Below are 21,372 nucleotides of genomic sequence, written 5' to 3' on the forward strand. Positions count from 1 at the left end.
CCTTGAAAAGCACGCTCTTCCCCGCACACAACGGTCACAGGGATGGGTGGCTGCCATATGCGCGACCAGCGTCAACAGCAACGCGGCGCACCTGTTTTTGAAAGAACTATCATGTCCAAATCGATTTTCATTCCGATGACCGCGCGTCCTTTGCTGCTGGCTGCTGCCATCATGGCCTTCGCCGGCAGCGCCCATGCGCAAACACAGGTCCAGCCGCGCGACAATCAGAAAAGTTGCCAGGCCAGCACGAACAGCGCGAACGGCAATGCCAAGGATGCCAACCTCGACGGCACCTACAGCGCCTGCAGCCTGGCCGATGGCTTTATCAGTGGCAGCACGCGCGCCAATGACGGCAAGAAGCCGACGCCGGAATTTACCGGTGTGGTCTCGGACCAGGAATTGCGCAAGTTCGATTCCGGCGACGGCACGCATCGGCTGGCGATCAATGCCCTGTCAGGCAATGATGCAGTCATACCTGGCGGCAAGATACTGTCCACCGATGACAACCAGTTTCGCTTTCGCACCCGTGATTTCGTGGCAGCCGAGGAAGTGTACCCACTCGACGAGACCCCGGCCTACGGTGCGGCGGGCCGTGCGCTGAACCGCAGCCGCAGCGGCAGCGCCGACAACCAGGCGCCACTGATGACGGCGGCGTTGCTCAGTGAAAACCTGCCCACCACTGGCGACTCGAGCGGCGTGGGCGGTGGCGGCGCGGCCGGCGGCCTCAATACCGGCGGCGGCGGTCTGATTACCACAACGCCGGAAGTGCCGGCCGTGCCGGAACCTGAAACCTGGGCCATGCTGCTGGCCGGCCTGGGCCTGGTGGCCCTGGCAGGACGGCGCAAGCTGGCTGCAACAGCGTAAGCACAGCAAAAAGGCCCGCAAGGGCCTTTTTTTCATCTGGAACCATCCACGCTGTCAGCGCCGGAAGCGCGCATACGGCGCCGCCAGCGGATCACCGATAAACAGGCCTTGCGCCGGCCACGCCACGCTGCCCCAGTAGGCTTCGAGTGCGGTGCTGCCCGACAGGTAGCGGCGCAGCAGCACGCTGGGCTGGGGAAACTTCTGCCAGTAGCTGCACGGTTCGCTGACGGTGCCGTAGCTCGCCGTCGCCCCCGCTTCCAGCCAGCGCTGGCTGCTCATCTGCACGTTGCCTTGCAAGTCGCCGCCAAACGAAGTCAGGTGATCGGCCAGCGCACCGGGCAGGAAACGCAGGGTGTCGAGCTTGGCCACCCTGGCCATGCCCGTCTGGTAGACCATGATGTCTTGCGCGCCTTCCAGGCTGTCCGCCTTCAGGTGCTTGATGGCCAGTTTGCGCGCCGCCAGCATGCCAGGCGGCGGAAACAGCGGCGCGCGGCTGTTGCGCGCGGCGTCCGAGGTCGTCAGGTAATAAGCGCTGGCGGCCGGCGGCGAAAAGCCGCTGACGGCGCCGCGGTCGGCCACCGCCTTGGCTTCCTCCACGAAATCGACAGGCAGCAGCATCGCCAGGCGCAAGCCCAGCTGGGTATATGGCTGGGCCACATTGCTGTTGAAATAGGGGCTGGCTTTGCCGGCGTCGCAGGTCTTGCTGCACTGCCCCGCATCGTAGCCCAGGGTAAATGCCGAGGTGATGGAATTGCACTCGACGGCATACGGCGCGCTCCATACCATCAGCACGGCCTGGATACCGGGTTTCAGCTGCGCGTCGATACGCTCCTTGAGCTGGGAAAACTGATCCATGCTCAGCTTGCGCGGCCGGTTCGGAATAGTGACGTGGGCAACATTGGCGGCCGGAATGCCATGTACCTGCCGGTAGTATTCGCCCACTTCGACGCTGTTCGGCTCGGCGTCATTGATGATGATGGCCAGCTGCGACGGCTGCAGGCCGGCGGCCGCGGGCGGCGCATCGGCACTGGCCTTGCCGCACAGGGTAGCGGCGGCCGTCGCCAGTATCAGACTAAGAAAGGTACGCAATGAGTGGTCGCCGGTAGGGTGGGAAATCGCAGGCAGCCTGGGCTGCCCTTCCTCCGATGATTATAGCGCCCTTCGCGCGCTGGCAGGCCTTATGCGCGGTGGTAGACATCTTCCAGCCGCACGATATCGTCCTCGCCCAGATAGCTGCCCGACTGCACTTCGATCAGGTGCAGCGGCAGCTTGCCCGGGTTTTCCAGACGGTGCGTCATGCCGATCGGAATATAGGTCGATTCGTTTTCCGTCAGCAACGTCACCTTCTCGCCACAGGTCACGCGGGCCGTGCCACTGACCACTACCCAGTGCTCGGCCCGGTGATGGTGCATCTGCAGCGACAGCTTGCCGCCCGGATTGACGGTAATGCGCTTGACCTGGAAGCGTTGGCCCAGGTCGATGCCTTCGTAGCTGCCCCACGGGCGGTACACCTTGCGGTGCTGCACGTGTTCGCTGCGGCCCTGCTGCTTCAGATGGTCGACCACCTGCTTGACCCGCTGCACCTGGTCCTTGTGGGCCACCAGAACGGCGTCATCGGTTTCCACCACGACCAGGTCGCTCACGCCCAGCACGGCCACCAGGCGGCGCTCGGCGCGCACCAGGCAGTTGCTGACGCCATCGAGATACACGTCGCCGCGCACCACGTTGCCGCTGGCGTCGCCCTGCTGCACTTGCCACAGGGCCGTCCAGGAGCCGACATCGCTCCAGCCGATGCTGGCCGGCAGCACCACCGCATGCGCCGTGCGTTCCATCACGGCATAGTCGATCGAATCGGACGGGCTGCTGGTGAACGCCTTTTCATCAAGGCGGCAGAAATCGAGGTCCCGGTAGCCGTCGCGCACGGCCGCCACGCAGGCGTCCAGCATGGCCGGCTGGAATTGGCCCAGTTCGCTCAAATAGCGCTCGGCGCGGAACAAGAACATGCCGCTGTTCCAAAAGTAATTTCCGGCCGCCAGGAAACCCCGCGCCGTCGCCAGGTCCGGCTTTTCGACGAAACGCTCGACCCGGCAAGCACCCTGCCCCGGTTCGGTACCCACCGTCGCGCCGGCGCGGATATAGCCATAGCCGGTTTCCGGTGCGGTGGGCACGATGCCGAAGGTCGCCAGCGCGCCATCGGCCGCCAGCGCGGCTGCGGCAATGATGGCCTGGTGGAAAGCCGCCACGTCGGTGATCACATGGTCGGCCGGCAAGACCAGCATCAAGGCCTCGGGGTCGATCGCCAGCAGGTACTGCGCCGCCACCGCCACCGCCGGCGCCGTATTGCGGCCCACCGGTTCGAGCAGGATGCCCAACGGTTCGAGCTTGATTTCACGCAGCTGCTCGGCCACCATGAAGCGGTGCTCATTGCCACACACCACCAGCGGCGGCATCACCTGGCAAACCCCGCCCGGCAGGCTGTGCGCACGCAGCGCGGTTTCCTGCAGCATGGTCAGCTCGCCCACCAGCGGCAGCAGTTGCTTGGGCAGCACGGCGCGCGACAGCGGCCACAAACGGGTGCCGGAACCGCCCGACAATATCACTGGATAAATCTTCATGGCTGTTTTCCCGATCTTATTTGCTGGTTTGCAGCGCCGGCGCGGCACCGGGAAACAGGCGCGCATAGGCGGCCAGCAATTTCGGCGCCTCGTACTCCCATTCCAGCTCGTTGATCACGCGGTGGCGGCCAAATGCGCCCATCTGTTCGCGCCGCGCCGGGTCGTCGAGCAGCTCGACGATCTTGCGCGCCATGTCGACCGGATCGTTCTTCAACGCATACAGCGACGCCTGCTGCGCCGACACCTTGCCTTCGACCAGGTCGAACTGCACGATCGGTTTGCCCAGCGCCATGTATTCCATGATCTTGTTCATGGTCGACTTGTCGTTCATGTCGTTGGCCACGTCCGGGTTCACGCACACGTCTGAGGTGTTGAGCATTTCCAGCAATTGCTGGTCCGGCACGCGCCCCGTGAAGGTCACGTAGTCGGCAATGCCCATCTCCTGCGCCATCTGTTTCATTTGTTCCAGCGAGGTGCCGCCGCCGACCAGGCCGAACTGCACGTCCTGGCGCCCCAGGGTCTGCACGATATATCGGGCCGCCTGCAGCAGCAGATCGATGCCTTCCTGGGCACCCATCACGCCCACATAACCGACCAGGAAAGCACGGCCTTTTTTCAGTTCAGGCACCGGCGGCAGCACGCGCAGGCGGTCCAGCTTGGGGCCGCTGCGCACCACATACACGTCTTCGGCTTTCATGCCGCCGCGTTCGATGGCGATCTTCTTGTACGACTCGTTGGTGGCGATCGACACATCGGCGCTCTGGAACGACCAGCGCTCGAACAGCACCATCAGCTTGTAGAAAAAGTCGCGCCGGCCGAACTTGGCCTCGTACAGTTCCGGGTTGATGTCGTGATGGTCGAACAGAAAGCGCTTGCCCATCGTCAGCTTGAAAAAGCCGCCGATCAAAAACAGCAAATCGGGCGGATTGCAGGCGTGGATCACATCGAAGCCGCGCGCGAAATGCACCTTCCACGCCAGGCGGAAGGTGTGGAACAGCGCCAGCGAGTATTCCACCAGGTAGCCCTTGGCGCCTTCGGCTTCCAGCGGCAGGTTGTAGCGGTAGATATGGATGCCGTCGATCGCTTCGTAGCGCGATTCATAGCCCTTGCCGGTCGGGCAGATGATCGACACCTCATAACCGTTCGCATGCAGCGTGGTCGCCTCCTGCCACACGCGCCGGTCGAATGGCGACGGCAGGTTTTCCACCAGGATCAATACCCTGCGGGGCTTGCCGCCCGCGGCATTACCAGCAGATGCCGTCATATTGCTCTCCACTTTGTTCCTTGCTGATGCGTACCAGGTCGACGATATGCTGGTGCGGCTTGAGGCTGGCCGGCACGGTCTTGAATTCGGCCGCGCCGTTGCCGATGACGATGGTGTCGGCAAAGTCCAGCACGTCCTGCATTGAGGTGACCATCAATTTGGAGATGTGCGGGATGTGGTTCAGGATGTAATCCTGGTTGGCGCCCGTCAGCGCGGCCAGGTTGACGTTCTTGTCGTACAGTTTCAGCTCGTAGCCCTTGCCGAGCAGGTATTCGATCACGTCGACCAGCGGCGACTCGCGCAGGTCATCGGTGCCGGCCTTGAACGAGAAGCCCAGAATACCCACCTTGCGCGCGCCCTTGTCGGCGATCATCTTGATGCCTTTTTCCACCTGCTTCTGGTTCGACGGCAGGATCGAGTTGAGCAGCGGCAAATCCAGGTCCAGCGTGCGCGCCTTGTAGGTCAGCGCGCGCACGTCTTTCGGCAGGCACGAGCCGCCGAAGGCAAAGCCCGGCTTCATGTAGTACGGTGACAGGTTCAATTTTGTATCCTGGCAGAAGATGTCCATCACCTTGTGGCCGTCGATGCCGACCGCCTTGCAGATATTGCCGATCTCGTTGGCGAACGCCACTTTCACGGCGTGCCAGGTGTTGTCGGTGTACTTGACCATCTCGGCCGTTTCCACATCGGTGCGCACCAGCGGCGCATCCATCTTTTCATACAGCTGCACCAAGAGGGCGCCGGCTTTTTCATCGGACTCGCCGATCACGGTCTTCGGCGGATTGTAGTAGTCGTAAACAGCCGTGCCTTCGCGCAGGAATTCGGGATTGTTGCAGACGCCGAAATCGACCCCGGCCACCTTGCCCGAGGCCGCTTCCAGGGTCGGGATCACCAGCGAGCGCATCGAGCCGGGCAGCATCGTGCTGCGCGCAACAACCACGTGGAAGGTGTCTTTTTCGGCGATCGCCGCGCCGATTTCCTGGCACACCTTGCGCACATGGCTCAGGTCCAGGTTGCCGTTCAACTGCGATGGCGTGCCGACGCAGATCAGCGACATGTCGGAACCGAACACGGCGTCGCGCACATCCGCGGTGGCGCGCAGATGGCCGCTTTTCACGGTGGCAGCAATCATCTCGCCGATGTCTTTTTCAATGATCGGCGTGGTGCCCTGGTTGATCAGCTCGACCTTGGTCCTGTTCGGGTCGACGCCGATCACTTCATGGCCGTCGGTGGCCAGGCAACCGGCCGAGACAGCGCCCACGTAACCCAAACCAAATATGCTGATTTTCATTTTTTTCCTCGTCAATTCTTTATAGCTCAGTTGTCATCAAGTGTAATGTGGTGCGCAGCCTGGCCCCGCCTTCGAGCCGCGCGCGCCAGGCCAAGGTGGGCGCAGCCTGTTTTTCATCAAAACGATGCGAAATCCAGCCCAGCACGGGCTGTTCGCTGCCGCGCACCAGCGCCATCGTGGCGCCGGGCATGTCCGGCAAGTGCATGGCAATCTCGAAAGCGTCGCCACGGATATGCAGCACGCCGCCTTCGAGCGTGACCGCGCATTGCGGATCGATATGCCAGAACAGCTCGACCTCGTGCGTGCCCTTGCATTCCAGCACGTCATCGACCACGATGTGCGCGGCATCGGGCGCCACGCTGACTTCGCGCCGGTGCAACACGGGATCGGGCAAGGCCAGGTAACCGTCGTGGCTGGCGCTGCAGAACTGGCCTGCGGCATCGTCGCGCCAGGCCAGGCAGCTTGCCCTGGCCTTGCGCAGCCACAAGAAGTTGCCGCCCGATACGGACTGGTCCACGCCATCGATACGCAGCGTATTGTGTGCGCTGGTGCCACGAAAATAGTCGCGCCATTTTTTTTGCGTGTGATAGGCGTAGGTACCTGGATCGACCAGCACCGCCTGGCCCGCCACCGACAGGGTCAAGGCCAGCGCGTCGGCATGGCCGTGGGCGGCAATGCCCAGGTAGCCGAGCGGACCGGCGTCAAGCATCAAACGCACCTCGCTGGGCGTGTCAAAGCGCGCGCCCATCAGGTAGTAGCCGCCGTCGGGAAAGCTGCGCGGCAAGCTTGTCTGCGCCACGACCGGCAAGGCGTCAAAAACCTGCCGCCCTGCATCACCGAGCAGCCACGCGCTCTTGTCGTCAAAACGCCCCGCCTTCAGCTTGAAATCGCTGCGCGCGAACAGCGCCGCGCCGCTGGCCAGCAATGAGCGATAAACATTCGCGCCAGGTGACTTGTCCCAGTTGGCCAGCTGCGCGTCGTCGGCGTCGCCGATCATCGGCATGCCGCCCGCCACGTTCATCGCGGCGGCGACAAACTCCAGCATGTTCTCAAGGCGCTGCAGGAACGCGGGCGAACGTGGCCGGCGATTGGCGCGGCCGGCCAGCAGGCACAGCAGCATCTCGTCAGCCACCGTGTGCTGGTAGTAAATCGCCTGCTCGCGGTTGACGCCATCCGGGCCATTTTGCAGCAATGCCTGCTGTTCCAGTTCGCGCTCCGTCTGCGCCAGCCAGGCTGCGCTCTCGGGCCAGCACGGCCAGGTCAGCGCCGCCACGTGCAGCCCCGTCAGTTCGCCAAACAGATGGTTGTTGGCCGACGAGTGGCGCGAAAAATGGCCGGCAATAAAATGGCAATGCTGGTAGATGCTGGCCAGCCAGCGCTGCAGGAAAGCCTGGCCACCGGCGCCGTGGAACAGCGGGCTGTCGATGCCGCCGAGCAGCTGCCAGGCATGCGACCAGCTGACCAGGCGCAAGGCCAGTTCCAGCGCGCTGCTCCAGTTCGGCCCGAGCGGATACGGGCATTGCTGCCACCACGATTCCAGCAGGGTCTGCACGGCCCGGGCGTATTTCAGCTCGCCACAGAGGCGGTACGCCATCGCGAGATCACTGATCATCAGGTGGCGGTTCGGTTCCCACAAGCATTTGATATCGCCGACCACCGCTTCATCGCGGTAATTGAGGGTCTTGCCAAACGTGACCGGGGCCAGGGTCCCCGTCTTCGGGTCGCGGTTCCACTCGGGCGGAAAACCGAGTGCGGCATCGCGCAGCGCGAACACATCAAAGCGCCCGGTCAGGATGCGCTCGGCCGCCGCCAGGTGCGGTGCCGGGTCTGCCGGCAGTCCCAGCCAGGGCTGGCCAAAGTGCGCCAGCGAGGCCGGCGGCGGCACGTGCGCCAGGCCGATGCCGCGCGCCTGCAGGCGCTGCTGCACCGCGTCGCGCACGCGGTGCGCCACTTCCGGCGCGCCCATGGCGCGCAGGCGGTTCAGTTTCCAGGACAGATTAGCCAGCATGGTGTGCGTTCACAGGTACTGGCGATGCCAGACTTCCAGGGTCAGCAAACTCCACAGCAGCTTCTCGTGGTTTTGCCGCCCCTTCACGTGCTCGGCCAGCACCTGCCCGAGCGCCTGCGCATGGTAGTAGTGGCGCGTGCGCGACGAGGCGCCCGTCAGGTGCTCGTACAGATAATCTTTCATGGGCCCACGGAACCATTCGTTGACGGGTACGCGGAAACCCACTTTCGGCCGTTCCAGTATCGCCTGTGGCAGCAACTGCTTCATCGCCTCGCGCAAGATCCACTTGGTGGTGCGTCCGCGCACGCGGTAGTCGTCGGACAGGCTCGACACATAGGCGGCCAGCTCCTGGTCCATGAAGGGCATGCGCGCTTCGAGCGAGGCGGCCATGGTCATGCGGTCGCCGCGTTCCAGCAGATTGTCGGGCAGCCAGCTTTTCTGGTCGAAGCACAGGATGCGGCGCAGCGCGCTGTTGTCGCCGCCGCCACAGCCCAGACCGGCCTCTTGCGAGCGCTGCGGCGCCGGCATCGCCACCAGGCGCGCCCGCTCCTGGTCCGACATCATGCCGAACCAGCGCGGCATGCGTTCGTCGAACGCTTCCAGGCCCAGGTTGACGATGGCTGTCTTGGCGCGGCGAAAACGATACGGCAAGGCGCCGATGGCCGGCTCGATCAGGCCGCGCCGCAGCAGGCCCGGCAATTGCTGGTAGCTGCCCGCATAGCGCTCGTACACATGCTTGGGATAGCCGCCCAGGATTTCATCGGAGCCCTCGCCCGTCAGCACCATCTTGACCGTCTTGCGCGATTCCTTCGCCAGCAGGTAGATGGGAATATCGGACGGCTCGGCCACGGGGGCGTCGCGAAAGCGCACCAGGTCGGGCAGCAACTCGATCACCTGGTCGACCGACACTTCCAGTTCATGGTGGTCGGTGGAAAACTGGCGCGCGATATCGGCCGCATAGGCCAGCTCGCTGAAACCGCCCTCCTTGAAGCCGACCGAAAAAGTTTTCACAGGCACGCCGGCATGGCGCGACATCAGCGCCACCACCGCCGAGGAATCGATGCCGCCGGACAAGAACGCGCCGAACGGCACGTCGGCAATCATGCGGATGCGCACCGATTCGTCGAGCTTGTCGAGAAACGTGGCGACCGGGTCGGCCGGCACGCTGGCCACCACGCGCGGGCGGCTGTCGGGCGGCGTGTAGTACACGTGCTCGCGCAGCACGCCGTTTTCCCAGGTCGCGGTCGAGCCGGGTGCGAGTTTGCGGATGTCCCGGAACAAGGTGGCCGGACCGGGTACATAGCGGTAGGCGAAATAATCCCAGATCGCCTCCTCATTGGCCTGCGCCGCCACGCCGGGCAAGGCCAGCAGCGCCTTGATTTCCGAACCGAAGGCGAGCCGGCCTTCGTGCTGCCACAGGAACAGCGGCTTCTTGCCGAACGGGTCGCGCGCCATGAACAGACGATCAATGCGCGCATCCCAGATGGCAAATGCAAACATGCCGCGAAAGTGCCGCACGCAGTCCTCGCCCCACTGCACATAGGCGTGGACGATGGTTTCGGTATCGGAGGCGGTGCGGAAGCGGTGGCCCAGCGCGATCAGTTCCTCGCGCAACGGCTGGTAATTGTAGATCTCGCCATTGAAGATGATCTGCACGTCGCCCGTCTCGTTGCCCAGCGGCTGGTGGCCGGTGGCGATATCGATGATCGACAGGCGCCGGTGCAGCAAGCCCACCTGCCAGGCGCCGTCGGCGGTAGCGGCCTGCAGCACGCCGGTGTCATCGGGGCCGCGGTGCGCAATCGCCTGGCCCATGGCATCAAGCACGGCACGCTGGCCGGCATCGGACGAAGGAAAGATCAAACCGGCAATACCGCACATAAAGGCTCGCTTCTTGAAAAATGGACCGCTCAGGACGCCAGCAAGGCGCGGTAGACACGGCGGAAATCCTGCGCCAGACGCTCGACCGCATAGTGACTATCGATGCGCTCGCGACAGGCCTGTCCCATGCGCTGCAGCAGCGCACGGTCGCCGTCGAGACGCACGATGGCGTCTGCCAGCGCCTGCGCGTCGCGTGGCGGCACGAACAGGCCGTGCACGCCGTCCTGCACCACGTCCGGAATCGCGCCGACCGGACAGATCAGCACCGGCGTGCGCGCCGCCATGCTTTCCAGCAGAGCATACGGCAATCCCTCGTGGTGCGTGGGAAAACCGAACACGTCCGCGCCGCGCCACAAGGCGTCCTTGGCGGCGCCAAACACGGGCCCCAGGAAAGTCACCTGGCCTTCCAGTTGCAAGGCCGCCACACGCGCGCGCAAAGCCGCTTGCGCCGGGCCGCTGCCGGCCAGCGCCAGGGTGGCCGTGCTGCCTGCTGCGCGCGCCAGCGCCAGCGCTTCAAGCAGTTCGAACAGCCCCTTGCTGGCGGCCAGGCGTCCCACATACACCAGCGCCAATGGCAGCTGCGGCGCGAGCGGCTTGTCGCCGGCGTCCAGGCCCGCGTCGATCGCGTTCGGTATCACCTCGAGCGGCAAGCTGGCATCGAAACTGCGATAGCCGCGCAACTCGCATTGCGCCAGCAGCACCACCGCATCGGGCAGGCGCAGCACGCGGCGCAACAGGCCCGTCAGCAGCGGCTTGCCGCCAAAAAAAACCTGCGGCAAGGCGCCGCCGTGCACCTGGTACAGCACCTGCTTGCCCATCGCCTTGGCCACCAGCAGGTAAGCCAGGTCGCGCCAGTAGCTTTTCAATTCCATCGACGTATTGATATGCACGATCTGCGGCCGGTGCACGCGCAACGCCTGCAGGAACTGGAACGGACTCCAGGCAAAGCGCAGCAGCTTGCGCAGGCCGGACTCGCGGCGGCCTTCGCTGCCGACCTGAAAATGCACCAGCTGGAAGTCGCGCGCCAGCGAACAATGGAACAATTGATTCAAATGGGTCGTCACGCCGCTGACGGCATCGAGCGCGGGTCCCAGCAGCATTACAGTAGTCATATTTGCATTATATGTTATAGATTTGCAATTGTGCGCGCGGCGTCGATTATTTAGCGCTCACACTGCAACAGCGGGCGCAACAGTTCCTGCCAGGCCGTGATAACGCGCCGCCAGCTCGGCTGCCAGCACGCGGTAGCTGCGCTGCGCGTCGATATAGGCGGCGCCTCCTTGCGCACGCGCGCGCGCGGCCGGCACGTCGCGCAAGATGTCGACCATTGCATCGGCCATCGCGGCCGGCTCGCTGCTTGTGAGCCAGCCGCAATCGCTGCCGCACAGCACTTGCACCTGGTCCGGGCTGTCGTTGCCCACGGCCGGCATGCGCAGCGCCAGGTATTCGAGCAGCTTGGTCGGCGAACTGACGTCATACAAGGCGCCACGCGGAATATACGACAGGGCCGCATCGGCGCCGGCGAGCAGCGGCCAGGCCTGGCTGGAAGGCAACCAGCCAGTCACCTGCACCGCGCCAGCCAGGCCGGCGCGCTGCGCATATGCGAGCAGGTCGTCGACATCGGACGGCGTATCGGACGCGCCGATCAGCAGCAAGCAGGCATCGGGGATGCTGCGGCGCACGATCAGCAAGGCGTCCAGCAGGCGTTCGAGCTGGCGCGACTGGTCCAGCGTGCCCAGGTAGGCCAGCAGCGGCAGGTTTTCCCAGCCAGGCGGGCGCACCGGATCGATGGCCTGCTGCGCCAGCACTTCCATGTCCACCCCCATCGGCACGGCAGTCAGGCGCGGCAATCCCACGCCGCGCTTTGCCATCATCTGCAGCATGGCCTCGCTTTGCACGAAGACATGGTCGGCGCGCGGCAGCAGCACACGGTACAGCAGCCACTGTTCGACCAGCCCCTTGCACAGCACCAGGCGTCCGCGCAAGGTGGCGCGCTGCGCCAGGCCGGCGCGCGCGCGTTCGATGCGCCCTTCGCTGATCAGGTACGAGACCCAGTAATAGAAAGGAATGCCCCTCAGGCGGGCGACGGCCAGCGCCAGCAAGCCGGTCGGCACCATGTCACGCACCTGGATCGCATTGCAATCGGTACGCCGCGCGCCCAGCAAGGCACGCCAGCAGGCCACTTGAAAAACCAGTTCGCGCAGCAAGCGGCTGGCCCGGTAGCGCGGGCTGCGCACCGAGCGAAAACCCTGCTCCTGCGGCGCCTGCTGCGAGGGCATGCCGACAATATCGCATTCGACGCCATGGCGCGGCAGGTATTTTCCGAACAGCACCGCCACATCGGGGCGAAACGTGGGCAGGCTTTCCGGCACCAGCTGCAATATCTTCAGGGTCATGGGCGAAACGGCTCGACTGGTTGGGCGGTGAAAAGAGTCAAGGCCGAAGCTGCAGCCTGCAGGCGGCAGCATATCATGCCCTTACGAAATAATTAATTGCCTTACATGAATAGCATCGTCTTAGCGGCACGCCAGATCCGAAAAAAAAAGCAATACCAGGGAGTATTGCTTTTTTCGGACTGAGGTGCCGCTATTACTTTGGCAGTGGCAATGTCAACGTTTGCGTGCCCACCGTCACCTTGCGCAGGCCGCCAGTGGTGTCGAGCTTGACCGCCGTACCCTTGCAGCCGACATCGAGCACGGTCAGGAACTCACCGCTGGTCGCCGCTGCCGTCTTGACGAACACGCCGTGGTCTTCATAGGCGCCGCTTTGTGGCGGCGGCCCCACGCGGCGCTCGAAACGCTGCGCCGTGGTAGCCAGCGGCACCAGGCAAACCTTGCGGCCCTGGTTGGTGATCGACATATTGCCAGCCGCATCGGCAACGATCGGTGCATAGCCGTGGAAGTTCCACTCGAACACGCGCGGCGTGGCCGATGCATACTGATCCAGGATCACCGCCGTGTCGGTACCGCGCACATACCAGATCTTGCGCGTGGCCGATTTCAGCAGGCCGGCATAGGCCAGCGTCGCGTCGCCCTCCACGTAATCGACGGCCGGCGTGGTGGAAAACGCATTGATGCGGCCATTGCGCGACAGCGGCTCTTCATAGCCCTCGACCACCTGGCCGATGCCGCCGTCAAACGTCAGCGCATTGTGCGACTTCGACTGGCGGTACCAGGAGTTCCACAGCGGCGAATCGTACCAGTCATACCAGCCGGTTTCCGTCAGCAGCGGCACGCCACCGCTGAACAGCACAAAACCGTTCTGGTCGCCGTGGCTGTGGTTGAACGAGCCGTACGGGCTGGCCTTGAAATACAGCGAGGTGCGGTTGCTGTCGGCCAGGTTGCTGTGCATGGCGGTCCAGCCGATGCTCGGATAGTAGGCGGCGTTGGCCGGCGGCGTGGCAGCGGCCGTGACTGTATTGACGGGCATCGGATACGGCGCTTGCAAGGTGGCGAGCACGTCGTCCGGACGCGTCAGGTTTTTCACATACCAGGCCGCCTGCGGCGTGGCGTAGCGCGACGCGAAGCCCTTCATGAAGCGATATTCAGGCGCCGTCTCGTGGCCGTCGCCGAACACGTGGGTCTGCTGGCCGGGCGGCACGAAATGCATCAGGAACTGCGCAAAACCGCGCGACCAGGGTTTGTCGAACATGTTTACGCCGGTCGCCTGCGCCAGCGCGGGCCAGATCTGCAGCGCAAAGTCGGCTTCATATTCGGCATATGCGGTACCGTTGGCAAAACCGCCTTCCGGGCCGCTCCACACGCTGAACGAACTGACAAAGGCGCGGAACGAGAAATCGAACCAGGCCTGGGCTTCCGGAATATCGCCCAGCGCCAGGGTCGACGTCAGCGTCAGGTAAGCCATGCTGGTGGCCGCATGCGAATCATAGGGCATCTGGTCGAGGCGGCCGCCGCCGGCCGACAAGTCCGCATACAGGGCGCTGGTGCGCGTCGACACCACCGACAGCCACTTGGCGCGGCGCGTGGTGTCGCCGTTGACCACCAGCGCGTCGCCCAGGAAGTCGATTGCCTTCATCAGGCTTTGCGCGATCACGCGGCTGCCCATGTCCTGGTTGGCGTAGCTGGTGGGGCCGTTCACGTCCAGCGCCGCGAACTGGTCGCCGCGGCGGATCGCTTCATCGAGGTAGATCTTGTTGCCCGTCAGGCGGTACAGCAGCGCAGCGCCTTCGAGCTGGCGCGCATTCGGGTTGACACGCTGCATGATGTTCGATTGCTGCGCCACCAGTGCTGCCGTGCGCACCTTGCTTGGCGGCAGTGGCCATTCCTTGTCGGCCACGGTGGCCAGCGACGAGACATAGTAATTGACTTCATTGGTCAGGCCCGTCAGCGCCAGCTGGCGGTCGGCGCGCATGGCGGCGCTCCACGACGCGAACGGCTTGACGCCGCTCGGCAGCGAACGCGGACGCACCTTGCGCAAGATGGTGTTGCGCAGATAGACATTTTCGCCGACTTCGAACACCGTCGAGCCAGTACCAAGAACGAAGCTGCGTGGCGTCGACCACTCCTGCGAAGTCGAGGGACGCACACGCCACGTGTAGTTACCAACAGGCAATGCTTTTGCTGGCAAATACCAGTTGCGATCGGTCTTGAATGTACGGTTCAGCACGCCGTTCAGATGGACCTGGATAATGTATTCCGGCGGCGCCGACGGGTGGCGCGACCACGAGAACGTGGGCGGGTTCTGCACCTGTGTCTGCATGTTGTCGGGCAGCGCGCGGATGGCCAGCGGATCGGTCGCCTGCACCCAGTCTGCCCGGGCAGCACCGCACAATGGCAGCAATAATAGCAATCCAGCGCGCAGCAGGGGGCGTTTGCTTGAATTCATGGAGGAAGTTCCTTGGACGGGTGTCAGGTTGAGCGCTGCTCGGACCTCACGGCGGCGTCGCGCGGGGCGATGGCAACGCAAGCGGGGGGTCTTTTCGCAATGGCATAGGTGCAGGATTTTGTAACCAAGAAGAACTTGGGCAATTGTGTCAATTATACCGAAATGCCCACAGGCAACGTCGACATTAAGCGCCGATGCGTGATTTTCGCCACAGAGTCCAGCGCTGCGTCATGCCTGATGTAAACAACAAGCACATGGCCGCCGTGCTCCACCAGTGGCGCGTGATGCCGTTGCGCGTGGCGCGCGCCAGTTCGGCCAGCGCGGCGCCGCGGCGCCCTGCTTCGAGTAATTCGCGCGCCACCACCACGCGTGCATTCGACACCAGCAGCAAGGCGTGCCGGCGGGCCGGATTGTCGCGTGGCCAGCTGCGTGCGCGCAACTCCAGGCGGGCAAATACGGGCAGCACCTGGTCGCGACCATGGGTGGCACTCAGGCTGCCGCCCACTTCCAGCCGGTAAGCCACAAGCGGTGCTGCCGCCAGCACCAGGCGGTGCCGTTCCGCCAGCCTGAACCACAGGTCGAGATCTTCACCGAACTGCTCGCCCTCCGGGAAACACGGCTGCAAGGCCCACAGCGCGGCGCGCCTGACGGCAACCGAACTGGTAAAGAAGGATATCCAGACACGATTGCAACGCGCAAAGAAATCATCGACCAGCGTGACCTGCTCCGGCGTGGCCGGGGCATCGGCCAGCGCCGCATCGCCACCGGGCGTGACGCGCTTGAAACTGGTGGCGAAGTAGGATTCGGCCGGATAGGCTTGCGCCAGGGCGACCTGCGTGCGCAGATAGTCTGGCGCGTACCAGTCATCAGCATCGAGGAAACACACCAGCTCGCCTCGCGCCTCGGCAATGCCGCGGTTGCGCGCGCGCGACACGCCGCCGTTGGCCTGGCGCACCAGGCGCACGCGCGGATCAGCACAGGCCAGCACGCGCGCCGCGCCATCGTCGGTGGAGCCATCGTCGACCACCACCACTTCCCAGTCGGCGTGCGTCTGCGCCAGCACCGACGCCAGTGTCGCCTCGATATAGGGCGCCTTGTTATACAGCGGAACAATGACTGAGCACAGCATCACGCCATCCCCGGTATGCGCGCCTTGCGCGCCCTCACCGCCTGCCTGTCGGCCACCGGATAATTGGCCGTGATAATGATCAGCAACAGCACATGGGTCAGCGCCTCGGCAGCAAAGCCCGTCATCACCAGCGGCACCTCACTGAAGGAACGGCTGGCGATCAGCACGAACAGCGCCATCGACAAGCCCTGGCTGGCGCTGGCCGTGCGCGCCGAAGCGTACAGCAGCACCACCACATACAGCACCAGGCCGATGGCGCCGATGGTGCCGGCGCTGGCCAGGCTCTGGTAAAACTGGCTGTGCGCGTGCGTGGCATACGGCATGCCGATGCTGGCGCGGAAGGCGTCATCCCACAACAGCAAGCCGTAGCCGAAAACCGGACTCTTGTGCCACTCCTGCAGCGCCACCTGCCAGATCACGTCGCGGCCCGTCAGGCTCATCAGTTCAAATCCCTCATCGCTGGTGGCAAAGCGCGCCAGCTTGGCGTCGAGACCGCCGAACATCAAGACCAGCACGACCGTCGTGCACAGCAGGATGAAACACAAGATGGCGACGATCGACAATTGCGGCCGGCGGTAATCGAACAGGCGCAGCTTGATCTGCGCGCGAAAGCCGAAATACCCGATACAGGCAAAGCACAGGATGCAGGCGATCCAGTTGGTCTTCGATTGCGCCAGCAGCAGGCTGGCCAGGCCCACGACCCAGGCGAACACATTCAGCGCACGCCATGCAAACGGCTTGCGCCACAGGCACAGCAGGAATACCACCACCATCGGCCCGAGCACGTTGGCATGGCTGGCCAGCCCCGCGTAGCGGATATTCAGGAACGGCAGCAGGCCATGGTAATTCTTCATGATGACCATGTTCGGTTTCCAGGACACCATGGCCGCACTCAGCAACAGGAACAGCAGGTTGGCGTTGCGCATCGCCACCACGCTCATGTCCACTTCGCGCGACGTCATCAGCAGGGCGGCACAGCCGGCCAGGAACATGTACAGGTATTCATGCGACAGTTCCGTATGGCGGCCAAACAGGGCCGGGCTGACGATATTGCTCAGGAAATACAAGGTGAAGGCCCAGAACAGCAGCATCGGTATGGGCTGCGTTTTTTCGCGGGTTGTCAGTCGGTGCAGGATGCGCTCGCCGCAGGCAAAGATCACGAACAGGGAAGTGAGGCGGCCGGCCCAGACACTGGCCGGATGGCGCGCCACGGCCTCGACTCTCAACAAGACCTCGCTGACCGAAAAATCACGGCCGGACAACATGGCGGTGATGGCGATCGACAGCAGCACCGGATAAAACACATAGGGCACCAGACCGGTCGCGCGCTTGTTACCCCAGTGAATGCTCAAGGCGATGACGAACACCACCACCAGCGCGGCCATCAACACAACCAGGCCAAACAGTATTTCACTCATGTCGTTTCACTCATGTCATTCTCGGGTTTGATCAGATGGTCGTCCGCGCCGCAGCGTGCGCGCAAACGGCGGATGGCGCTGGCCGGCAGCGGCGGACTGAAACGGCCCAGCATGCCAACCACGCGGTTGCCCAGCAACGCCGGCCAGGCCAGCACGGCGGCCAGCAGCACCACGCCACCGAGCGAGGCGCCGCCCAGGAAAGCGGCCAGCGGATGGCTGCCGGCCATGGCGCCCAGCAGGGTGCCGACCCAGCTGCCGGCACCGGCCAGCAACCCCATGCCGATGCCGCGCGCCGCCAGCGGCACCAGCTCGCGCAGGCCCACCTTCAGGCGCCAGCAGGCCGCCGTGCCGATCACCAGTGCGCGCGCCAGCAAAGTGGTGGCGGCGATCAGCGCCACCATCGCCGCGCCCTGCCCCGCCAGCAGGAACAGCGCGGCGCCGGCGGCCACGATCAGCGGCAGCTGCAGCAGGCTTTCCAGGTGCTTGCCGCCGGTATTCCACAAGATCGGCGTCGACATGCCCCAGGTGATATAGGCCGGCATGGCCAGCGCCAGGATCGCCAGCACGATGCCGGACTCTTGCCAGATCTTGCCGTACAACACGCCGATCAGGGCCGGCGCCGTCACGGCCAGCAGCACGAACAGCGGCAGGATGACGATCCAGATCGTCGCCAGCACCGACACATACATGTCGCGCAGGCGCGGCAGGTCGTCCTGCAGCTTGGCGCCGGTGGCGAGAAACGCCGGCTGCAAGGCGTTCAGGAACAGCCCGTTGGGGGTATTGGCCAGGTTGTAGCCGACCGCGTACACGCCAACCGCATGGGCAGTGAGAAAGCGGCCCAGGAAGACCCGGTCCAGGTTGTTCAGGAACCAGTTGCACAGATTGGTCACGAACACCGTCAGGCCCACATGGGTCGAGCGGCGCGCGCCCTCGTACCACAGCAGCGGACGCAGTGAAAAGCGCGTGCGCGCATAGGTCAGCAGCAAGGCCGTGGCTGCCTGGCCCAGCCATGCCGCCACCAGCGTCCACACGCCGGCGCCGGCGTACGCCATCGACAGGCCGATCATCAGATAGCCGACGATGTAACTGGTCAGCTGGATGATGTTGAGGGCGCGGAAATCGAGCTGGCGGCGCAGCAGGCCGCTGCCGGTGGCCGTCAGTGCATTGAGCACGCAGGTCAGGCTCATCCAGGCGACCACGGGACCGATGCGCGGCTCCTTGAAGTAGAGTGCAACCAATGGCGCGACGAAGTACAGCAGCAGCATCGCCGCCAGCCCCGTCAGCGCCTGCCAGGTCACGGTGAAGCGCACATCTTCCTCGCTCAGGGTCTGGTTCTGCACCAGGCCCCAGGAAAAGCCGAAGTCGGCGAGAAAATTGCTGAACGTCATGACGAGCAAGCCCATCGCGAACAAGCCGTAGCTTTCCGGTCCCAGCAGGCGCGCCAGCAGCACTTGCGTGACCAGCTGCAGGCCGAACATCGCGACCGTACCCATTGCCGCCCATTTGACGGCGCTGACGCTTTTTTGATTGATATCGCTGCCCATGATTCTCACTATCTGCCCGGTGCGCAGCGCGCATCCGGGTCATGCCTCAACCCGGCGGTGTGCCGATCAGGCGGCTGCGCTCGGCCACTGGCATGCTGGCCAGCAGGCTGTTGACGAAATTGGCCTGCAACTGATACGAGTGCGGCAAGTCGGTGTCGATATTGGAGACGCGAAACAGCATGGCATCGGCAACCGTGCCCGTCAGTCCGTAGCGCAACTGCTCCAGGCGCTGCTGCAGGCCGACCTTGCTGATCTTGTTGCCAACCGTGATCCAGTACGTGATCGGTTCGCTGCGGTTGCCGGTCACCGCCAGCAGGCGCTTGACGGGCAGCTTGCCGTACGAGGTAGCGAGTTCGCCGTATTCGTCGCGCTCGACCTGGAAGCCCTGCGCGGCGTAGCACACTTCGGGCTTGTGCACGCTCATGTTGTCGCTCTGGTCGCCGCCATAGGCGATCGACAGCATCACCCGTTCGCCGCGCGCATTGACGTAGGTGCGCGACAGGGTCTGGTTATAGATCTTGTTCAGGCGCGACTGGGTGTCCGGATCGACCTGCAGCGGCACCAGCGTATTGTCGAGGCGCCATTCGCCAAACGCCTGCGGTATCGCCGTTTCCAGCGAAAAGCTGGGGCGCTGGTCCGACATTTTTACGCCCGGCGCCACCGCGCGGCTGAGGATCGCCGCGCCCAGCATCAAGGCGCCCAGCAGCAAGTTCATGCGTAGCGCAGCATTCATGGCGCCACTCCTTTTGCTGGCGCCGGTCCGCCGCCGCGCCTGCGCACGATCCATTGCAGCAGGGAATCAACGGCGAGGATCAGCAGCAGCGCGCTGATGAACAGCACCATGCCGGCAAAGCCGTGCAAAAAGCCCTGGCCGGCGGCGTCGCCGAAATAATAGGTGATCAGGGTCAGCGTCATGACGCGGATGACGTTGGCGGTAAACGAAATCGGCACGATCAGCAGCGCCAGCACGATATTGCGAAATGGCGAAGTGTGGCGTACCAGGTTCAGGTAGAACAGCCCCAGCGCTTCGAGCGTCAGCAAGGTCTGCAGGCCGGCGCAGGCATCGGCCACCAGCAGCTGGTACTGGCCGATCTGCAGGATCACGCCGGTGCGCGCGATCGGATAACCGGCCAGGAACAGCAGGTGTTCGGTGACATACGACACGGCCATCTTCATCGGCATGGTCAGGGTGGTCACCAGCGGCAGCGGCAGCGGCACCATGAACAGCATGAAAAAGAACGGAAACCACAGCATGCGGGCGGCAGGACGGCCGCGCTTCCTCAACAACAGCGCCAGGCCGGTGCCGATCAGGGCCAGGATTTCAAGCGACAATATCTGTTGCGAACGGCCCAGCACGTACAGCAGCAGGGACACTACCAGCAGCGGCCAGCCGGCGCGGCTGCCGGGCGCGCCGGCGCTGCCGGCCAGCATCTCGGGCCACTTGCGGTAGATCAGCCACAGCGACAGGGCCAGGATGATCGGGCCGTGGGCCTGCTCTTCGGTCGACCAGATGCCGCGAAACAGGCCGACCAGGCTGGGCACCAGCATGGCCAGGAAGCCGAGCGCCAGCGGCAGCCAGTCGGGCAGCACGAAGCGGCCGGTGCGGGCCGGCGGCATGGCGTGGCCGTGCGCAGCCATCAAAAATCAACCATCACGGAGCCGACCACCTGGGCGCCGCTTTGCGTCATCTGTTCGGACATGGCGGCCACTTCCGCCATCGGCGTCTTGTTCTTGCGCGCCACCAGCAGCACGCCACCGGCGCGCGCGGCCACCGCGATCGCGTCCGAGCCGGTGGCATAGGCCGGCACGTCATACAGCACCGCGTCGTAGCGGCTTTCCAGCTGCTTGTTGAGCGTGACGAAGGAACTACGGCTGAGCAATTCCTGCGGATTCGGCGGCAAGGTGCCCGCCGCCAGCACCGACAGGGCGACAAACGATTCCACCTTGGCGATGATGTCGAGCTCGGCGCGCCCGGCCAGCACGTCGGACAGGCCCTGGCGTGTTTTCAGGTCGAAGATTTCCTGCTGGCGCGGCTTGCGCAGGTTGGCGTCGACCAGCAAGGTGTGTTCGCCCAACTGGGAAAACACCACCGCCAGGTTGGCCGCGAACAGGCTGGCGCCGTCGCCCGGCTCCATGCCCAGCACCACCAGCGACTTGCTGCCGCGGGCAAACCAGCGCAGCATCAGCTGGCTGCGCACGGCGCGCAGGGTTTCCACCTGCGGGCTGAACGGTTGATAAGCCGCCACCAGTTCCTGCGGATACTTGCCGGCGCCCGGCTGCAAATAGGGATAGTCGAACTGGCGCGCCAGCACCTGCTGGATGTCCGCTTCCGTGATCAGGCCCAGGCGCTGGGCCGCTTCGCCGAAGCGGATGCCCAGTTCCTTTTGCATGCGCAGCACGCGCTCGGCATTTTCAGGCGTGATCTTGCCCGATTCGAGCAGCAGGCCGCCGATGCTGGAATCGGCGCCACGTGGCTGGGGTGTGCTGTTTGACAGAGGTGCAGTTGATGTCATCTT

General features: G+C 64.3%; 16 protein-coding genes. 1 reads left to right on the forward strand and 15 read right to left on the reverse strand.

All coding sequences use genetic code 11. From position 1 onward, the window contains the following. The first annotated feature begins 111 nt into the window (after positions 1 to 111). Complete coding sequence (locus AC0Z42_RS20810; protein WP_485470090.1) at positions 112 to 864, forward strand: PEPxxWA-CTERM sorting domain-containing protein; 753 nt, start codon at positions 112 to 114, stop codon at positions 862 to 864. A 54-nt stretch (positions 865 to 918) separates the two neighbouring features. On the opposite strand, the gene AC0Z42_RS20815 is transcribed toward AC0Z42_RS20810, so the two are convergent. From AC0Z42_RS20815 to epsG, 15 genes are all read right to left on the reverse strand, one after another. Continuing rightward, positions 919 to 1,953 (reverse strand): TIGR03790 family protein, encoded by a 1,035-nt coding sequence (locus tag AC0Z42_RS20815; protein ID WP_485470091.1) that lies wholly within the window; start codon positions 1,951 to 1,953, stop codon positions 919 to 921. An 89-nt stretch (positions 1,954 to 2,042) separates the two neighbouring features. Further along, positions 2,043 to 3,479 (reverse strand): mannose-1-phosphate guanylyltransferase/mannose-6-phosphate isomerase, encoded by a 1,437-nt coding sequence (locus tag AC0Z42_RS20820; RefSeq protein ID WP_485470092.1) that lies wholly within the window; start codon positions 3,477 to 3,479, stop codon positions 2,043 to 2,045. Positions 3,480 to 3,495: 16 nt separating this feature from the next. Further along, complete coding sequence (locus AC0Z42_RS20825; RefSeq protein WP_485470093.1) at positions 3,496 to 4,743, reverse strand: glycosyltransferase family 4 protein; 1,248 nt, start codon at positions 4,741 to 4,743, stop codon at positions 3,496 to 3,498. Then, on the reverse strand, positions 4,724 to 6,034 hold the full coding sequence (locus AC0Z42_RS20830; protein ID WP_485470094.1) for a nucleotide sugar dehydrogenase: 1,311 nt from the start codon (positions 6,032 to 6,034) through the stop codon (positions 4,724 to 4,726). Before AC0Z42_RS20830 ends, AC0Z42_RS20825 begins: the two co-directional genes overlap by 20 nt. A 19-nt stretch (positions 6,035 to 6,053) precedes the next feature. Further along, the gene (locus AC0Z42_RS20835; protein ID WP_485470095.1) at positions 6,054 to 8,042 is read right to left on the reverse strand and encodes a heparinase II/III family protein; all 1,989 of its coding nucleotides are present in this window, start codon (positions 8,040 to 8,042) and stop codon (positions 6,054 to 6,056) included. Between the two features lie 9 nt (positions 8,043 to 8,051). After that, on the reverse strand, positions 8,052 to 9,920 hold the full coding sequence (gene asnB, locus AC0Z42_RS20840; protein ID WP_485470096.1) for an asparagine synthase (glutamine-hydrolyzing): 1,869 nt from the start codon (positions 9,918 to 9,920) through the stop codon (positions 8,052 to 8,054). 29 nt (positions 9,921 to 9,949) lie between these two features. Then, positions 9,950 to 11,032: a glycosyltransferase family 4 protein gene (locus AC0Z42_RS20845; protein ID WP_485470097.1), complete on the reverse strand. Its 1,083-nt coding sequence runs from the start codon at positions 11,030 to 11,032 to the stop codon at positions 9,950 to 9,952. Positions 11,033 to 11,089: 57 nt separating this feature from the next. After that, on the reverse strand, positions 11,090 to 12,316 hold the full coding sequence (locus tag AC0Z42_RS20850; protein WP_485470098.1) for a glycosyltransferase: 1,227 nt from the start codon (positions 12,314 to 12,316) through the stop codon (positions 11,090 to 11,092). A 193-nt stretch (positions 12,317 to 12,509) separates the two neighbouring features. Next, complete coding sequence (locus tag AC0Z42_RS20855; protein WP_485470099.1) at positions 12,510 to 14,765, reverse strand: heparinase II/III domain-containing protein; 2,256 nt, start codon at positions 14,763 to 14,765, stop codon at positions 12,510 to 12,512. A 184-nt stretch (positions 14,766 to 14,949) separates the two neighbouring features. After that, positions 14,950 to 15,894, reverse strand: coding sequence for a glycosyltransferase family 2 protein (locus tag AC0Z42_RS20860; protein ID WP_485470100.1), 945 nt, complete (start codon positions 15,892 to 15,894; stop codon positions 14,950 to 14,952). Further along, positions 15,894 to 17,312 carry an O-antigen ligase family protein gene (locus tag AC0Z42_RS20865; RefSeq protein ID WP_485470101.1) on the reverse strand — a complete coding sequence of 473 codons (1,419 nt, stop codon included), beginning with the start codon at positions 17,310 to 17,312 and terminating at the stop codon, positions 15,894 to 15,896. Before AC0Z42_RS20865 ends, AC0Z42_RS20860 begins: the two co-directional genes overlap by 1 nt. Next, complete coding sequence (locus AC0Z42_RS20870; protein ID WP_485470102.1) at positions 17,309 to 18,856, reverse strand: lipopolysaccharide biosynthesis protein; 1,548 nt, start codon at positions 18,854 to 18,856, stop codon at positions 17,309 to 17,311. Before AC0Z42_RS20870 ends, AC0Z42_RS20865 begins: the two co-directional genes overlap by 4 nt. A gap of 46 nt (positions 18,857 to 18,902) precedes the next feature. Continuing rightward, on the reverse strand, positions 18,903 to 19,589 hold the full coding sequence (gene epsI, locus AC0Z42_RS20875) for an exosortase-associated protein EpsI, B-type (RefSeq protein WP_485470103.1): 687 nt from the start codon (positions 19,587 to 19,589) through the stop codon (positions 18,903 to 18,905). Continuing rightward, entirely contained in the window at positions 19,586 to 20,494 is a 909-nt protein-coding gene (gene xrtB / locus AC0Z42_RS20880) for an exosortase B (RefSeq protein WP_485470104.1), read from the reverse strand. Before xrtB ends, epsI begins: the two co-directional genes overlap by 4 nt. Then, positions 20,494 to 21,369 (reverse strand): chain length determinant protein tyrosine kinase EpsG, encoded by an 876-nt coding sequence (gene epsG / locus AC0Z42_RS20885; RefSeq protein ID WP_485470105.1) that lies wholly within the window; start codon positions 21,367 to 21,369, stop codon positions 20,494 to 20,496. Before epsG ends, xrtB begins: the two co-directional genes overlap by 1 nt. Between the last annotated feature and the right edge of the window lie 3 nt (positions 21,370 to 21,372).

It is taken from the genome of Janthinobacterium sp. 1L-D-8-B-C4 (genome assembly GCF_057291295.1).

Excerpts from the sequence above, each read along its gene's own strand:
- AC0Z42_RS20810 (WP_485470090.1), top strand. The coding sequence starts at position 112 with ATGTCCAAATCGATTTTCATTCCGATGACCGCGCGTCCTTTGCTGCTG.
- AC0Z42_RS20820 (WP_485470092.1), bottom strand. The coding sequence starts at position 3,479 with ATGAAGATTTATCCAGTGATATTGTCGGGCGGTTCCGGCACCCGTTTG.
- AC0Z42_RS20825 (WP_485470093.1), bottom strand. The coding sequence starts at position 4,743 with ATGACGGCATCTGCTGGTAATGCCGCGGGCGGCAAGCCCCGCAGGGTA.
- AC0Z42_RS20830 (WP_485470094.1), bottom strand. The coding sequence starts at position 6,034 with ATGAAAATCAGCATATTTGGTTTGGGTTACGTGGGCGCTGTCTCGGCC.
- AC0Z42_RS20835 (WP_485470095.1), bottom strand. The coding sequence starts at position 8,042 with ATGCTGGCTAATCTGTCCTGGAAACTGAACCGCCTGCGCGCCATGGGC.
- asnB (WP_485470096.1), bottom strand. The coding sequence starts at position 9,920 with ATGTGCGGTATTGCCGGTTTGATCTTTCCTTCGTCCGATGCCGGCCAG.
- AC0Z42_RS20845 (WP_485470097.1), bottom strand. The coding sequence starts at position 11,032 with ATGACTACTGTAATGCTGCTGGGACCCGCGCTCGATGCCGTCAGCGGC.
- AC0Z42_RS20850 (WP_485470098.1), bottom strand. The coding sequence starts at position 12,316 with ATGACCCTGAAGATATTGCAGCTGGTGCCGGAAAGCCTGCCCACGTTT.
- AC0Z42_RS20855 (WP_485470099.1), bottom strand. The coding sequence starts at position 14,765 with ATGAATTCAAGCAAACGCCCCCTGCTGCGCGCTGGATTGCTATTATTG.
- AC0Z42_RS20860 (WP_485470100.1), bottom strand. The coding sequence starts at position 15,894 with ATGCTGTGCTCAGTCATTGTTCCGCTGTATAACAAGGCGCCCTATATC.
- AC0Z42_RS20865 (WP_485470101.1), bottom strand. The coding sequence starts at position 17,312 with ATGAGTGAAATACTGTTTGGCCTGGTTGTGTTGATGGCCGCGCTGGTG.
- AC0Z42_RS20870 (WP_485470102.1), bottom strand. The coding sequence starts at position 18,856 with ATGGGCAGCGATATCAATCAAAAAAGCGTCAGCGCCGTCAAATGGGCG.
- epsI (WP_485470103.1), bottom strand. The coding sequence starts at position 19,589 with ATGAATGCTGCGCTACGCATGAACTTGCTGCTGGGCGCCTTGATGCTG.
- xrtB (WP_485470104.1), bottom strand. The coding sequence starts at position 20,494 with ATGGCTGCGCACGGCCACGCCATGCCGCCGGCCCGCACCGGCCGCTTC.
- epsG (WP_485470105.1), bottom strand. The coding sequence starts at position 21,369 with ATGACATCAACTGCACCTCTGTCAAACAGCACACCCCAGCCACGTGGC.